The sequence below is a fragment of the Leucobacter chromiiresistens genome, from assembly GCF_900102345.1.
Lineage (GTDB): Bacteria > Actinomycetota > Actinomycetes > Actinomycetales > Microbacteriaceae > Leucobacter > Leucobacter chromiiresistens.
In genome coordinates this window covers 1,192,493-1,208,066 of the sequence record NZ_FNKB01000001.1, presented here as the reverse complement: position 1 = coordinate 1,208,066, position 15,574 = coordinate 1,192,493, and the positions used below count along the sequence as shown (strand labels likewise).

At 70.9% G+C, this 15,574-nt stretch carries 14 protein-coding genes and 1 riboswitch; of the genes, 4 read left to right on the top strand and 10 right to left on the bottom strand.

Annotated elements, in window-relative coordinates; translation table 11 throughout:
- Positions 1-17: 17 nt before the first annotated feature.
- The 8 genes from BLT44_RS05615 to BLT44_RS05580 form a co-directional block, all read right to left on the bottom strand.
- Positions 18-1,010 carry an SRPBCC family protein gene (locus BLT44_RS05615; protein ID WP_010155038.1) on the bottom strand — a complete coding sequence of 331 codons (993 nt, stop codon included), beginning with the start codon at positions 1,008-1,010 and terminating at the stop codon, positions 18-20.
- A 55-nt stretch (positions 1,011-1,065) separates the two neighbouring features.
- A complete protein-coding gene (locus tag BLT44_RS05610; protein WP_010155040.1) occupies positions 1,066-1,506 on the bottom strand; it encodes an ArsR/SmtB family transcription factor in 441 nt (146 codons plus the stop codon).
- Positions 1,507-1,558: 52 nt separating this feature from the next.
- Entirely contained in the window at positions 1,559-2,227 is a 669-nt protein-coding gene (locus BLT44_RS05605; RefSeq protein ID WP_010155041.1) for a DedA family protein, read from the bottom strand.
- Positions 2,227-2,952, bottom strand: a complete 726-nt coding sequence (locus BLT44_RS05600) for a VTT domain-containing protein (RefSeq protein ID WP_010155042.1) — start codon at positions 2,950-2,952, stop codon at positions 2,227-2,229. Before BLT44_RS05600 ends, BLT44_RS05605 begins: the two co-directional genes overlap by 1 nt.
- 95 nt (positions 2,953-3,047) lie before the next feature.
- Positions 3,048-3,923, bottom strand: a complete 876-nt coding sequence (locus BLT44_RS05595; protein WP_010155043.1) for a bifunctional methylenetetrahydrofolate dehydrogenase/methenyltetrahydrofolate cyclohydrolase — start codon at positions 3,921-3,923, stop codon at positions 3,048-3,050.
- Between the two features lie 3 nt (positions 3,924-3,926).
- Complete coding sequence (gene glyA, locus BLT44_RS05590; protein WP_010155044.1) at positions 3,927-5,210, bottom strand: serine hydroxymethyltransferase; 1,284 nt, start codon at positions 5,208-5,210, stop codon at positions 3,927-3,929.
- Between the two features lie 47 nt (positions 5,211-5,257).
- A riboswitch (ZMP/ZTP riboswitch) is annotated at positions 5,258-5,345 on the bottom strand.
- Between the two features lie 52 nt (positions 5,346-5,397).
- On the bottom strand, positions 5,398-5,601 hold the full coding sequence (locus BLT44_RS05585; RefSeq protein ID WP_029608051.1) for a YbdD/YjiX family protein: 204 nt from the start codon (positions 5,599-5,601) through the stop codon (positions 5,398-5,400).
- Entirely contained in the window at positions 5,589-7,904 is a 2,316-nt protein-coding gene (locus tag BLT44_RS05580; RefSeq protein WP_010155046.1) for a carbon starvation CstA family protein, read from the bottom strand. The genes BLT44_RS05585 and BLT44_RS05580 overlap by 13 nt, the downstream gene beginning before the upstream one ends.
- Before the next feature lie 122 nt (positions 7,905-8,026).
- Here BLT44_RS05580 and purU point away from each other — a divergent pair, with 122 nt between their 5' ends.
- The gene (gene purU, locus BLT44_RS05575) at positions 8,027-8,914 is read left to right on the top strand and encodes a formyltetrahydrofolate deformylase (protein WP_010155047.1); all 888 of its coding nucleotides are present in this window, start codon (positions 8,027-8,029) and stop codon (positions 8,912-8,914) included.
- Here purU and BLT44_RS05570 read toward each other — a convergent pair.
- Entirely contained in the window at positions 8,904-9,647 is a 744-nt protein-coding gene (locus tag BLT44_RS05570) for a TetR/AcrR family transcriptional regulator (RefSeq protein WP_074690000.1), read from the bottom strand. The two genes, purU and BLT44_RS05570, sit on opposite strands and share 11 nt — an antisense overlap.
- Before the next feature lie 161 nt (positions 9,648-9,808).
- Here BLT44_RS05570 and BLT44_RS05565 point away from each other — a divergent pair, with 161 nt between their 5' ends.
- Both BLT44_RS05565 and BLT44_RS05560 read left to right on the top strand, forming a co-directional pair.
- Positions 9,809-11,494, top strand: coding sequence for an amidohydrolase (locus tag BLT44_RS05565; protein WP_010155049.1), 1,686 nt, complete (start codon positions 9,809-9,811; stop codon positions 11,492-11,494).
- Positions 11,495-11,535: 41 nt separating this feature from the next.
- Positions 11,536-12,948, top strand: a complete 1,413-nt coding sequence (locus BLT44_RS05560) for an APC family permease (RefSeq protein WP_010155051.1) — start codon at positions 11,536-11,538, stop codon at positions 12,946-12,948.
- A 313-nt stretch (positions 12,949-13,261) separates the two neighbouring features.
- On the opposite strand, the gene BLT44_RS05555 is transcribed toward BLT44_RS05560, so the two are convergent.
- Positions 13,262-13,951, bottom strand: a complete 690-nt coding sequence (locus BLT44_RS05555) for a TetR/AcrR family transcriptional regulator (RefSeq protein ID WP_058594334.1) — start codon at positions 13,949-13,951, stop codon at positions 13,262-13,264.
- Between the two features lie 170 nt (positions 13,952-14,121).
- Between BLT44_RS05555 and BLT44_RS05550 the strand changes: the two genes are divergently transcribed.
- Positions 14,122-15,555 carry an APC family permease gene (locus BLT44_RS05550; RefSeq protein WP_010155053.1) on the top strand — a complete coding sequence of 478 codons (1,434 nt, stop codon included), beginning with the start codon at positions 14,122-14,124 and terminating at the stop codon, positions 15,553-15,555.
- Positions 15,556-15,574: the final 19 nt, after the last annotated feature.

Genomic DNA, 15,574 nt, shown 5'->3' with positions numbered 1-15,574 from the left:
GAAGCGGGGGCGCACCCTCAGGCCGACAGCACCTCCCGCTCGAGCCGCTGATAACCGGTCTCCATGCCCTCGGCCATGCCGGTCGCCAGCACCGCCTCGCGCACATCGGCATCCGGGTAGGTGATGACGTACGCGAGCAGCGTGCCGCCCTCGACCGGGGTGAGCGTCAGCTCGTTCAGCGTCTCCGGGCTCTGCGCGCCCTCGGGATCCTGCGGCGAGATCATGCGCTCCGTGGTGACGAGGCGGCGCGGTGCGACCGACTCCGCGACGACCCCGGCGAACCCGAAGCGCTCACCGCTCTCATCGTTCTGCCACTCGGTGCGCAGTCGCTGCCCGACCTCCGCGCCGAACTCGCAGACGGGCATGCTCCACCCGTCGGGGCCGAGCTGCCAGCGCCGCAGCAGCGCGGGCTCGGTGTGCGCGCGCCAGACCTCGTCGACGGTGCCGCGGATGACGCGCGAGACGCGGGCCCGGGTCTCCCCGAGCAGCTGCACCTCGGTCGACCGGTCGGTGGCGAAGGACCGGAGATCCTCGACGACCGCGTCGATCTGCCCCATTGCGGCGCGCATGCCCTCCTCCATCCCCATCGCCGTGAGCTGCTCGAGCGCCTCGAGCGAGCCGAATCGCGAGGTGGTGGTGAGGCGGGAGCCGAGCGCCGTCTCGGCGAACGCGAACTCCATGAGCACCGTCGGCAGCTCGGTGCTGGGGGCGCCCTCGGCGTCGGCGAAGCCGTCGCGCACGACGAAGGAGCGGGGCGCGTCGACCGATTCCCACTCCCAGTAGCCGCCGTGGCTGTCGCCCTCCGGGCCGGTCATCACGTAGGTGCTGAGCCCGCCCGCAGCCGCGTCGTGCCGCGTGAAGGTCGACGGGTACTCGGGCGGCCCCCAGAAGCGCTCGATCTGACGAGGATCGGTGTACGCGTCCCAGAGTCGGCGCACGGGCACCGTGAAATCTGCGACGACCGTGAGCGTGCAGGCTTCGGTGTCGGTGGTGACGGAGGTGATGGGCATGATGCGGGCCTTTCTGCTGTCTGCGCGGGCGGCGTCGGTGCCGCACCCGCGGGGATCACTCGGGGCGTTCCGCGAGGAACGCGTCGAGCCGATCGGTGCGCGAACGCCAGATCTGCTCGAATCGGCCCAGGAGCTCCTGAGCCCGGCGGATGGTCTCGGGGTTGCCGCGGATGATGCGCTCCCTTCCCTGCGGCGTGCGCGCGACGAGGTCGGCGGCTTCGAGCACGGCGACGTGCTTCTGCACGGCGGCGAACGACATGTCGTAGGCGCTCGCGAGTTCCGATATCGACGCTTCGGCGGTGAGGGTGCGGCGCACGATGTCGCGGCGCGTGGCGTCGGCGAGGGCGCGGAACATGCGGTTCACCTGCTCGTCGGTGAGCTGAGCGCCGGGGGCGGCGAGCTGCCCGCCGGGGGCGCTGAGCGGAGCGCCGGGGGCGGCCGACGCCGACGCCGACGCGCCGGCCGCCGCGTGCTGGGGTGAGATTCGTGCAACCATTTGGTTGCACTTTACGTCGCGCGGGTGCGCCCGTCAACCCCGCGCATGCGCCCTACTCTGCTCGCCGGCGCCGCGCGTTGCGCACGAGCCGGGCGATCACGAACCAGAGCAGCAGCGCGACAACGATCACGATCACCGCATCCGAGAGCACCCCGCTCCACTGCTCGAGGATCGGCTTGATCGCCGGCCCGAACGCGTACCCCAGGCCGATCCAGAGCGCGTTCCACACCCCGGATCCGAGCAGCGTGTACAGGCTGAACTTCACGATCGACATGCGCTCGATGCCGGCGGGGATCGAGATGAAGGAGCGCACCAGCGGCACGCAGCGCCCGACGAGCACGGCGGTGCCGCCCCAGCGGGCGAAGAAGGCCTCCGCCCGGTCGAAGTCGTCGTGATCCATCAGCGGGATCCGGCCCACCACCCGCCGCGTGCGATCGCGCCCGAATGCGGCCCCGATCGCGTACCAGACCCAGGCCCCGACGAGCGCGCCGAGCGTCGCCATGAGCCAGGCCAGCCAGAAGTTCAGCCGCCCTTCGTACGCGAGGAAGCCGGCGCCCGGCAGCAGCGCCTCCGACGGGATCGGGGGGATGAACGTCTCGAGGAAGACGGCGAGACCCACCCCGAGCTCGCCGATGCGCTCCATAAGGGTCAGAATCCAGCCCACCAGCCCCTCGTACTCGCCGCCGGGGTGCGTGTTGAGCTGCGTGATGGTCATGCGCATCACGCGATCTCGTCGCGCGCGTCGGCCGCGGGCTCCGCGCTTGCGGCCCGGCGGCGCGCGCGCCAGGCCGAGAGCGCGCGGAAGAGCTCGATGAGGATCGGAATGCCCGGGATGAGCACGAGCACGATGATGAACACCTCGCTGTACTCGCGTACGAACGGGATCTGGCCGAGGAAGTAGCCGAGCAGCGTCACGCCGACGCCCCAGAGCAGCGCGCCGACCGCGTTGTACAGCACGAAGTGGCGGTACTCCATCTTGCCGACGCCCGCGGCAGCCGGCACGAACGCGCGGAAGACGGGCAGGAAGCGGGCGATGATGATCGCCTTGGGGCCGTGCTTCTCGAAGAAGACGTGCGTGCGCGCCACGTTTTCGGGGTTGAAGAACCGGCTCCGCTCGCGGCTGAACACCGCCGGCCCGAGCGTGCGGCCGATCATGAAGCCCATCTGATCGCCCGCGAAGGCGCAGATGAAGAGCAGCGTGCAGGTCACCCAGATCGGTACGTCGATGATGCCCGTCGCGCTGAATAGCCCCACGGTGAACAGCAGCGAATCGCCGGGGAGGAAGGCGAGCACGAGCACGCCGGTCTCCAGGAAGACGAACGCGCACGCCAGCACGAGGGCGATCCACCCGCCCGCCTTCAGCAGCGTCTCGGGATCGAGCCAGTCGATGCCGAGCAGCGCGGGGGCGGTCGCGAGCGCGGAGAGCGCGGTGGTCGTCAGGGTCACGTACTGAGCTCAGCTTTCTTCGGAACGGGCATCGCGGGCGCGACGCACCTCAGTATGCCGCGCCCGCCTGAACGGCCCGTGCCCCGGGCCGGGGGTCAGGCCCGCTCCGCCATCTCCACGACGTTCTGCAGCAGCAGCGCGCGGGTCATGGGGCCGACGCCTCCGGGATTCGGTGAGACCCAGGCTGCGACGTCGGCGACGGCGGGATCGACATCGCCGACCACGCGGCTCCTGCCCGTCTCCGGGTCGGTCTTCCGCGACACTCCGACGTCGAGCACGATCGCGCCGGGCTTCACGTGCTCCGCGCGCACGATGCCCTCGGCGCCCGCGGCGGCGACGATCACGTCGGCCTGCTGCAGCACCGCGCCGAGATCGCGCGTACCGGTGTGCGTGAGCGTCACGGTCGCGTTGTACTCGCGGCGCGTGAGCAGCGGCCCGATCGGCCGCCCGACGGTCACGCCGCGGCCCACCACCACGACGTGCTTGCCGCTCCACAAGAGCCCATTGCGCTCGACGAGCTCGATGACGCCGCGCGGGGTGCACGGCAGCGGCGACTCGATCGGCCGGTTCGCGTTGAGCACGAGCCGCCCGAGGTTCGTGGGGTGCAGCCCGTCCGCGTCCTTGTCGGGGTCGATGCGCTCGAGAATGCGGTCGGTGTCGATGTGCTTCGGCAGCGGCAGCTGCACGATGTACCCCGTGCACTCGGGGTCGGCGTTGAGCTCGTCGAGCACCGTCTCGAGCTCCTCCTGCGTCACCGACTCGGGCAGGTCGCGCTTGATCGACGCGATGCCGACCTCGGCGCAGTCGCGGTGCTTGCCCGCGACGTACCACTGCGAACCGGGATCGTCGCCGACGAGCACGGTCGCGAGCCCCGGCACGACGCCGCGCTCGCGCAGCGCCGCCACGCGGCCGGAGAGCTCGCGCTTGATCGCGGCGGCGGCTGCCTTCCCGTCGAGCAGCTCAGCGGCCACCGGTCACCACTCCTCGAGGCCGGGGTACAGCGGGAACGCGTCGGCGAGCGCCTTCACGCGCGCCGAGAGCCCGTCGACGTCGCCCGACTGCTGCAGGGTGAGCGCGATGATGTCGGCCACCTCCGCGAACTCCGCGTCGCCGAAGCCGCGCGTCGCGAGGGCGGGCGTGCCGATGCGCAGGCCCGACGTGACCATCGGCGGGCGCGGGTCGAAGGGAACCGCGTTGCGGTTGACGGTGATGCCGACGGCGTGCAGCGCATCCTCGGCCTGCTGGCCGTCGAGCGACGAGTTGCGCAGGTCTGCGAGCACCAGGTGCACGTCGGTGCCCCCGGTGAGCACGTCGACGCCCGCGGCCCGCGACGCCTCCGTGGTCAGCGCGTCGGCCACGAGCTTCGCACCGGCGAGGGTGCGCACCTGGCGGTCGGCGAACTCCTCGGTCGCCGCGAGCTTGAACGCCGTCGCCTTCGCGGCGATCACGTGCATGAGCGGCCCGCCCTGGTGGCCGGGGAAGACGTTCGAGTTCAGCTTCTTGTGGAGCTCGAGGTCGTTGGTCAGGATGAAGCCGGAGCGGGGGCCGCCGATGGTCTTGTGCACGGTCGACGACACGACGTGCGCGTGCGGCACCGGGTTCGGGTAGAGGCCCGCGGCCACGAGGCCGGCGAAGTGGGCCATGTCGACCCAGAGCGTCGCGCCCACCTCGTCGGCGATCTCGCGGAACTTCGCGAAGTCGAGCGTGCGGGGGTAGGCCGACCACCCGGCGATGATCACCTTGGGGCGGTGCTCGAGCGCCTGCTGGCGCACGACGTCCATGTCGATGAGGAAGGTCTCGGGGTCGACGCCGTACGAGGCGACCTTGTACAGCTTGCCCGAGAAGTTGAGCTTCATGCCGTGGGTGAGGTGCCCGCCGTGCGAGAGCTCGAGGCCGAGGATCGTGTCGCCCGGCTCGGCGATGGCCGAGAGCACCGCGGCGTTGGCCGAGGCGCCGGAGTGCGGCTGCACGTTCGCGTAGGCGGCGCCGAAGAGCGACTTGGCGCGCTCGCGGGCCAGGTCTTCGGCGACGTCGACGAACTCGCACCCGCCGTAGTAGCGGCGGCCGGGGTAGCCCTCGGCGTACTTGTTGGTGAGCACGGACCCCTGCGACTCGAGCACGGCGCGGGGGACGAAGTTCTCACTGGCGATCATCTCGAGCGTCGACCGCTGGCGGCCCAACTCGTTCTTGAGCACCTCGGCGATCTCGGGATCGACCGTCTCGAGCGGCTCGTTGAAAAAGGCTGACTGGGTGGTCATGCAATGCTCCTCGGTGGTGATTCGCGCGCGAGCGCGGCAACATTTCCGGATCCGACCCAGGCGAGCGGCCGTCCCTTGCAAGCAGTGTGTCGTTTCCCGATGGTGACCATCTGTACGCCAGTCACGACGCGCTCAGCTTAGCAAGCGGCGGCCGCAGCGGCGAGCGGCGCGGGCCGCCGCCCCGGCGCTAGCAGCAGCGCGCACCGGGGTTGCGATCCTGCTCCGCGTAGTGCTCCCGCCAGAACGTGCGCGCGTCGGGCACCGGGGCGTCGGGGTGGGCGATCCGCAGATGCGCGACGTAGCGGTCGTACTTCGCATCGCCGAAGAGCTCGCGGCAGAACCACCGCACGCGGCGTGCGGCGCGGGCGGCGGCCCCCATCAGCGCGCGCATGCGACGCCCGCCCCGCACCCGAGGGCTGCCCGGTCAGTGCCCGCCGGTGCGCACCGCATCGGGCTGCTCCTCCGCCACCGGCGCTCGAGCCGGCGCTCGTTCACCGTCGCGAATATGCCTGCGGGTGCATAGGTGCGCGATGCGACCGGCGGGTCGCTCGTGTCGACGGCTTCGGGGCTGCGGCGCGACCGCAGCACGGCGACGATCGCGGTGATGATGACGATGATCGCGAGCGTGACGAAGAGGATCGAGAGCGTGCCCTGGATCGCCGTGTTGCGCACCACCGCGCTCATCGCCTCGACCCCCTCGGCCGTGCCGTGCGACGTCTCCCCGGCGGCGAGCGCATCGCGGAACGCGACGTGGTTCGCCCAGTAGCCGATCGCGGGGTTCGGCGAGAAGATCTTGTACATCGACGCGGTGATCGTGACCACGGCGGTGAGGGCGAGGGGCACGACCACGACCCAGAGGTATCGGAAGTTCTTCTGCGCGGCGACGATCGCCATGACCACCGCGAGCGCGATTGCCGCGAGCAGCTGGTTCGCGATGCCGAAGAGCGGGAAGAGGGTGTTGATGCCCCCGAGCGGATCGGTGACCCCCATGATGAGGATCGACCCCCACGCCGCGACCATGATGGCCGTGGTGATCCACACGCCCGGCCGCCACGAGTTGTCTCCGAACTTCGGCATGACGTTGCCGAGCGAGTCCTGCAGCATGAAGCGCGCCACCCGCGTGCCGGCGTCGACCGCGGTCAGGATGAAGAGCGCCTCGAACATGATCGCGAAGTGGTACCAGAACCCCATCATGGCGGTGCCGCCGATGAGATCCTTCATGATGTTCGCGAGGCCGAGGGCGAGCGTCGGGGCCCCGCCGGTGCGCGAGACGATGCTCTCCTCGCCGACGGCGGCGGCGACGTCGGTGAGCTGCTGCGCCGTGACGTCGACGCCCGCGATGCCGAGGCCCATGACGAAGTCGACCGCGCCCTGCACCGTGCCGCCCGTCGCGGCCGCCGATCCGTTCATCGCGTAGTAGATGCCCTGGTCGAGCGTCACCGCGGCGACGAGCGCCATCAGCGCCACGAACGACTCCATGAGCATGCCGCCGTACCCGATGACGCGGGTCTGCCGCTCCTTCTGCACGAGCTTCGGGGTGGTGCCGCTCGAGATGAGGGCGTGGAACCCCGACAGGGCGCCGCACGCGATCGTCACGAAGAGGAACGGGAAGATGCTGCCGGTCACCACGGGCGCGGTGTCGGTGAACGCGAACTCGCTGAGCGCGGGCGCCTCGACGCTCGGCATGACGAGGATCACGGCCGCCGCGAGCAGCAGGATCACGCCGACCTTCATGAACGTCGAGAGGTAGTCGCGCGGGGCGAGGAGCAGCCACACGGGCAGCACGGCGGCGATGAACCCGTAGATGATGATGCACCAGGCGAGCGTCGTCTTGTCGAGCGTGAAGAGCGCGGCGCCCCACTCGGTCTCGGCGACCCATCCGCCCGAGATGATGGCGGCCATGAGCAGCACGAAGCCGATGATCGACACCTCGGTGATGCGGCCCGGGCGCAGGTAGCGCAGGTACACGCCCATGAAGAGGGCGATGGGGATGGTGAGGCCGACGGAGAAGACGCCCCACGGGCTCTCGGCCAGCGCGTTCACCACGACGAGGGCGAGGATCGCGACGATGATGACCATGATCACGAGCGTCGCGAGAATCGCCGCCGTGCCGCCGATGCGACCGAGCTGATCCCGGGCCATCTGCCCGAGCGAGCGCCCCCCGCGGCGCATCGAGAAGTAGAGCACCAGGTAGTCCTGCACGGCTCCGGCCACGATCACGCCGACGATGATCCAGATCGTGCCCGGCAGGAAGCCCCACTGCGCGGCGAGGATCGGGCCGACGAGCGGCCCCGCACCGGCGATCGCGGCGAAGTGGTGGCCGTAGAGCACGCGACGGTCGGTCACCACGTAGTCGCTGCCGTTGGCCCGGTACTCGGCGGGCGTCGCCCGGCGGTCGTCGGGCCGCGCGATCTTCCACTCGATGAACTTCGAGTAGAAGCGGTAGCCGATGAGGTAGGTGCAGACGCCCGCGAACACGAACCAGATCGCGTTCACCGTCTCGCTGCGGGCGAGGGCGAGCATGGTCCAGCCGATCGCGCCCAGCACGCCGACCGCGATCCAGATCGCGATCTTCAGGCCGCGCCGCCTGCCGTCGTCCTCCGCCCGCTCCGCGTCGGTGAGGGCGACGGGAGGCAGGGCCAGGTCCTGCTCGGGAACCGCTCCGCTCGGTGCTTCGGTGCGTAACTGCGACATCCATTCACTCCTTTGCGCTGATGCTCGCCGCCCGGTGAGCTCCGCTGGAGCCCGGGGCGCCGCCCCCTGGCGTCACTGTAGCAAAATTGGGCCGGCCGGGCGCACGCACTACCCTGGACACCGTGACTACGCTCCCCGCTCCGCCCACCGCGCCCGACACCCAGTGGGTGCTCACCCTCTCCTGCATCGACGGGCCGGGAATCGTGCACGCGATCAGCGGCGCCATCGTCGCCGCGGGCGGCAACATCGCGGAGAGCCAGCAGTTCGCCTCAGCTGACACGGGGCGCTTCTTCATGCGCCTGCAGGTCGAGGCCGTCGCGCAGCCCGAGACCTTCGACCAGCGGTTCGCCCAGGCGCTCGCCCCCGTCACCGAGCGCTATCACATGACGTGGCGCCTCGACCGCGCCGATCGGCCGGTGCGCACCCTGATCCTCGCCTCCACGGCGACCCACTGCGTGAACGACCTGCTCTACCGCCGCCGCGCCGGCCAGCTCGCGATCGACGTGCCGCTCGTGCTGTCGAACCACGAGACCGTGCGCGACATCGCCGAGTTCTACGATGTGCCGTTCGAGCACCGCGCCATCTCGGGCGCCGACGACAAGGCGGCGTTCGAGGCGCGCGTCATGGAGGCGGTCGACGAGCTCGACATCGAACTCGTCGTGCTCGCGCGCTACATGCAGATCCTCTCCCCCGAGCTGTGCGCCCGGCTCGAGGGCCGCGCGATCAACATCCACCACTCCTTCCTGCCGGGCTTCAAGGGGGCGAACCCCTACAAGCAGGCGCACCAGCGCGGCGTGAAGCTCATCGGGGCGACGGCGCACTTCGTCACGACCGACCTCGACGAGGGGCCGATCATCGAGCAGGATACGATCCGCGTCGACCACGGCTACACCGTGCGCTCGCTGACGCAGCTCGGGCAGGACGTGGAGGCCCGCGTGCTGCGCCACGCCGTGCGCTCCTACGCCGAGAACCGGGTGCTGGTCGACGGCGACCGCACGATCATCTTCTAGCGCCGCCGGGCGCCTCACCCGCCTCGCCGGGGGCCCTGCCCGCCTCGCCGGGCGCCTCCGCACCCAGCCGCGCGTACTCGGCGCGCAGTCCGGCGAGCATCGCCCGCAGGCCGATCTCGAACGCGTCATCGGCGGGGCTCGCGCCCGAGGCGTCGAGCGCGGCGCCGCGGGCTCGGTAGACCCCCGAGAACGCGGGCACGTCGTCGCGCCGCCCCGGGTCGAGCATCGTCGGGTCGGCCGCGAGGTCGAGCGCCGCGCCGAGGATGAAGCACTCGAACGCCACGATCACCGAGAGCGCCCGCTCCTCGGGCCAGCCCGCGCGCACGAGCGCCGCCGCGACCGCGTCGTACATGAGCGAGGTCGCCGAGTCGGCGGTGAGGGGCTGCACGGCGAGCAGCGCGATCGTCGGCGGATGCGAGGCGAACGCCAGACGGTACCCCCGTGCCCACAGCTCGAGCGCCTCGTCCCAGGGCCGGTCCGCGAACGGCGCGGTGGGGATGCGCTCGCTCACGAGGTCGCGCACGCCGGCGATGAGCTCGTGCTGGCCCGCCACGTGGTTGTAGAGCGACGAGGGGCGCACGCCCAGCTCCGCCGCGATCGCGCGCATCCCGGCCCCCTCGACCCCGTGGCGGTCGATGAGGCGCAGCGCGGTCTCGTGGATCAGGCGCGGCGAGAGCACGTTCTGCTTCGGGCGCCCCGCCCGCCGTCGTTTCGGAGTCCCCTCCGCCGTCATGTCACTCCCTCGTGCTGCTCGATACGGATTGCGCAACGAATCCGGTGGTGCGCTCGCGCTCCCGGGCGATCCGTACTATTCTCGTCCCGCCGGTAAACGAACCCCGTTCGTTTACCACACTAGCCCCACCGCCTCTCGGCGCCGAGCAGCAAGGATGCAGCATGAGCGATGCCTCGCGAGTCACCGTCTTCCTCAACGGAACGATCATCGTCGATCCCGACGAGGCGGGCCGCAGCCCCGAGACCGCGACGAGCGACGCGATCGCCTTCCGCGACGGCGCGGTCGCCGCGCTCGGCGACGACGCCCGCGCGCTCGCCGTCTCCCCCACCGGCGACGTCACCACCGTGATCGACCTCGCCGGCGGCGCCCTCGTGCCGGGCATCGGCGACGGCCACGCGCACCCCGTGCTCGGCGGCGTCGAGGCGCTCGGGCCGCAGGTGCGCCAGGCCGCAGACCTCGCCGGCATCGTCTCCGCGGTCGCCGAGTGGAAGGCCGCCCACCCCGACGCCGAGTGGATCGTCGGAGCGAGCTACGACGCGACCTTCTCCGAGGGCGGCCTGTTCGACGCGCGCTGGCTCGACGAGGTCACGGGCGACACCCCCACCATCCTCCGCGCCTGGGATTACCACACCGCATGGGTGAACAGCGCCGCGCTCGCCGCCGCCGGCATCACCGCCGACACCCCCGATCCCGAGCTCGGCCGCATCGTGCGCCGCGCCGACGGCTCGCCGCTCGGCACCCTGCAGGAGGCCGCGGCGAACGACTTCATCGCCGACATCGTGCCCCCGTTCACCCTGGAGCAGCGGCTCGACGCCATCGAACGGGCGACCCGCGGCTACGCCGAGCAGGGCACCACGTGGATCCAGGACGCGTGGGTCGAACCCGCCGACCTCGGGCTCTACCTCGAGGCCGCCCAGCAGGAGCGCCTGCACACGCGCGTCAACCTCGCCTTCCGCGCCGACCCCGCCCGCTGGCGGGAGCAGGTCGCGGAGTTCGCCTCGAATCGCAGCCGCGTGCGCTCCCTCGGGCACCCCCGGCTCACCGGCGACACCGTCAAGTTCTTCCTCGACGGCGTCATCGAGAGCCACACCGCCGCGCTCATCGAGCCGTACGCCGACCGGCCCGACGACCGCGGGCTGCCGAACTGGAGCGACGCGGAGCTCGCGGAGGCGGTGCGCGCCTTCGACGCCGAAGGATTCCAGCTGCACCTCCACGCGATCGGCGATGCGGCGAACCGCAGCGCGCTCGACGCGCTCGAGCAGGCGCGCGACGCCGACCCCGGCCGCGAGCGCCACCACGTGATCGCGCACGTCGCCGTGCTCGACCCGGCAGATGTGCAGCGCTTCGCCGAGCTCGGCGTCATCGCGAACTTCGAGCCCTACTGGGCGCAGTGCGACGCGGTGATGCGCGACCTCACCATCCCGCACCTCGGCCACTCCCGCGAGGGGTGGCAGTACCTCATCGGCTCGGTCCACCGCAGCGGCGCCACGGTCACCTTCGGCAGCGACTGGCCGGTGACGACTCGCGACTGGCGTCCCGCACTCTCGACGGCGATCACGCGCCACAGCCACACCGAGCCCGACGCCGAGGCGTGGCTGCCCGACGAGCGGGTCTCCGCGGCCGTCGCGCTCGGCGCCTACACGACCGGCATCGCGCGCCAGGCCCTCGCGAGCGACCGCGGCACCCTCGCGGTGGGCCGCGCGGCCGACGCCGCCTGGCTCTCGGCGAACCCGCTGGCCGTCGCGCCCGAGTCGATCGCCGAACTCGACGTGCTCGGCACGTGGCTCGCGGGCGACGTGACCTTCCTGCACACCTCCGGCGCCCCCGGCGCCCCCCGCACCACCTGACTCCGCCTCCCCCTCTATCGCACGACTCAAAGGAGACCACCGTGAGCGATACGCACGCCAAACCCCGCCTGCAGCGGGCGCTCGGCCTCACCGGCCTGACCCTGTTCGGGGTGACCTACATGACGGTCATCACCGTCTTCACGACGTACGGCATCGTGAACCAGGTGACCGACGGGCATCTGCCCGCGGCGTACATCGTCGCCGTCATCACCATGCTCTTCACCGCGGCGAGCTACGGCGCGATGGTGCGCAAGTACCCCGTCGCGGGATCCGCGTACACGTACTCGCAGCAGTCGTTCGGCGGCGCAGCAGGGTTCTTGACCGGCTGGGTGATGCTGCTCGACTACCTCTTCATCCCGATGATCAACTTCATGCTCATCGGCATCTACCTCAACACGCAGTTCCCCGCGGTGCCGGTCTGGGTCTTCACCCTCGTCGCCCTGCTGCTGGTGCTCGTGTTCAACATCCTGGGCATCAATCTGGTGAACAAGGTGAACTTCGTGATCATCGCCCTCTCGATCGTGCTCGTGATCGTGTTCGTGGCCCTCGCGTTCAAGCAGTACCTGGGCGGCGACCAGTCGGTCGGCCTCATCGAACCCTTCACCTTCGGCGAGGGCGGCATCGGGGCGGTCGCCTCGGGCGCCGCGATCCTCGCACTCTCGTTCCTCGGGTTCGACGCCGTGTCGACGCTCTCCGAGGAGGCGAAGCAGCCGCGCCGCGACATCCCGCGCGCGATCGTGCTCTCCACGCTGCTCGGCGGGTTCTTCTTCATCCTCGTGTCGTGGGCGGGCGCGCTCGCGTTCAGCCCCGACTGGGAGACGCTGAGCCCCGAGCAGATCGACGCCGCGGGCACCACGGTGATGGACAGCTTCGGCGTGAGCTGGCTGACGGCGTTCTTCGTCGCCATCTACGTGGTGGGCGCCTTCGGCTCCGGCATGACCGGCCAGGTGTCGGTCTCGCGCATCCTCTACGCGATGGGCCGCGACGGCATGCTGCCGAAGCCGCTCTCGCGGCTGCACCAGCGCTTCAGCACACCCGTCGTGGCCGCGGTGGTCGTCTCGGTGTTCGCGCTCTCCGCGCTGTTCCTCTCGCTCGACACCGTGGCGTTCATGATCAGCTTCGGCGCGCTCGCGGCGTTCGCGATGGTCAACCTGTCGGTGATCCGCTCGTACCTCTTCCCGAAGCACGGCAAGCGGCCCGAGGGCGTCTGGGCCTGGATCCGCTACGGGGTCATGCCGCTCATCGGCTTCGCGCTCACGATCTGGCTGTGGACGTCGCTGCAGGCGCTCACCTGGCTCGTCGGCGCGATCTGGCTCGCCGTCGGCGTCGTCATCATCGCGATCGTCACCGGCGGGTTCCGCCGCCCGGTGCCGAAGATGGACTTCTCCGAGCAGGATCCCAGCACCCAGCAGATCGATCAGCTGGCCGAGGAGTACCCGCTCGACCCGCGCTGATCGACCCGGCTGCACGCGCGCCGGTCCCCGCCCGCACGGGTGGGGGCCGGCGCGCGCGTCTGCGCCGCCCACCGCCCCGCCCCACCGCGCCCTGCCCCCACCGCGCTGCCCCACCGCGCTCGCCCACCGCGCTGAGACCGAGCCCTCGCGCCGAGACCGAGGGTTTCCGCGGCGGAAATGCGCTCGTGCTCGCGCCGAACCCTCGGTCTCGGCGGGCGGGGCGCAGGGCGAGCGGGGCGCAGGGCGGGCGGGCGAGCGGCGCGGGCGGGCGGGCGGCGCGGGCGGGGCGCAGAGGGGCGAGCAGGGCGGCGCTTCAGGAGGCGGCGCGTGCGCCCGCCTCGCGCTCGCGCTGCTCGGCGCGCAGACCCCGCAGCAGCAGCTCGAGCCCGGCCTCGAACGCCTGATCGGCGGGCGCCGCGCCCGTCGCCGCGACCCGCCGCTCCCGCTCCGCATAGGCGGCCGTGAAGTTCGGCACGTCGCCGCGGCCGCGCGCGTGCATCATGTCGGGGGCGGCCGCGGCGTCGAGCGCGGAGCCGAGGATGAACGACTCGAACGCGACCAGGATGTTGAGCGCGGCGGCCCGGCTCCACCCCTCCGCGATCAGCAGCCCGACGATGCGGTCGTACGATGCGAACACGTCGGAGCCGGGGTCGAACGGCATGACGGCGAGCAGGGCGATGGTGGGCGGGTGCGCGGCGAATGCGTCGCGGTACGAGCGCGCCCAGGCGGCGAGGGCGTCGTCCCAGGGTTCGTGGTCGAGCTCGCGCGTCGACACGCGCCCCGCGATCACCTCGCGGATGCCGCGGAACACGTCCTCCTTGTTCTCGACGTGGTTGTAGAGCGCCGACGGCCGCACGCCGAGCTCGCGCGCGAGGTCGCGCATGCCGAACCCCTCGCCGTGCTCGTCGAGGAGGTCGAGCGCGGTTTCAACGATCCTGACCCGCGAGAGCACCTGCTCGCTGGGTCGCCCCACGCGCCGTCGCTCCCGTTCCCCCACGTGCATCACTCCCTCGTCGACGCGCTCAGCCTCGAGTCGCGCTCGCGAACTCGCAATCCTGACGATCTGCGTCTAGTCTATTCACGTCAAAAAGAACATTGTTCATTTTGGTCGCGGTTCCGCAGACGGAACCGGCGCAGAACGCCGGCACCAGCCGCCACATCACAGGAGATTCAGTGAGCGAAGCAACCGGGGCGCATCTCAAGCGCACTCTTGGACCCATCACCCTCACACTGTTCGGGCTCTCGTACATGGCCATCGGCACCGTGTTCACGACCTACGGCATCGTGAACCAGCTGACCGAGGGCCACCTCGTGGACTCGTACATCGTCGCCCTCGTCGTCATGCTGTTCACCGCCGGCAGCTACGCCGCCATGGTGCGCCGCTACCCGGTCGCCGGATCGGCCTACACCTACTCGCAGCAGTCCTTCGGGGGCGCCACCGGCTTCCTCACCGGCTGGGTGCTCATGCTCGACTACCTCTTCATCCCGATGATCAACTTCCTCATCCTCGGGCTCTACGTCGGCACCCAGTTCCCGAGCGTTCCGACGTGGATCTTCACCCTCGCCGCGCTCATCGCCGTGTTCGTCTTCAACGTGCTCGGCATCTCGCTCGTCGGCAAGATCAACACCGTCATCGTCGTCGTCTCCCTCGCCGCCGTGATCGTCTTCGCGATCCTCGCCATCAAGGCGACCATCAACGACCCGAACGCGCCGTCGCTGCTCGACCCCTTCATCCCCGGCTCGGTCGGCTACAGCCCGATCTTCACCGGCGCCGCGGTGCTCGCGCTCTCGTTCCTCGGCTTCGACGCCGTCTCCACCCTCTCCGAGGAGGCGAAGAACCCGCGCCGCGACATCCCCCGCGCCATCATGCTCACGACCATCATCGGCGGCCTCATCTTCATCATCGTCTCGTACGTCGGCGCACGCGCCTATTACCTCGACGACTGGAGCACCGCGTCGACCGAACTGCTCGACGCGGCGGGCGCCGTGCTCTTCGCCCACGTCGGCGGCGACGTGCTCGCGGCGATCTTCGTCATCATCACCGTCGCCGGCTGCTTCGGCTCCGGCCTCGCCGGCCAGGTCGCGGTCTCGCGCATCCTCTACTCGATGGGCCGCGACGGCATCCTCCCGAAGCCGCTCGGCATCCTCTCGAAGCGCTTCGGCACGCCGATCGTCGCGGCGACCACGGTCTCCGTCGTGGCGCTCGCGAGCCTCTTCGTGAGTCTCGACCAGGCGGCGTTCATGATCAGCTTCGGCGCGCTCGCCGCCTTCGCGATGGTCAACCTCTCCGTGATCCGCACCTACCTCTTCCCGAAGGGCGGCCGCACCGAGCCCGTCTCGGCGTGGGGCTGGTTCCGCTACGGCGTGCTCCCCCTCATCGGCTTCGGCCTCACCATCTGGCTGTGGACCTCGCTCGAGGGCCTCACCTGGATCGTCGGCGGCATCTGGATGCTCATCGGCGTCGCGATCCTGGCGCTGAAGACCGGCTTCTTCACGAAGCCGGTGCCGAAGCTCAACTTCTCGGAGGAGATCCCCTCGACCGAGGCGATCGATGCGCTCTCGGCGCAGCACCCGCTCGACGCCTCCGAGACGCGCTCCACGCGGTGACCGCCCGGGGCGCCCGGCC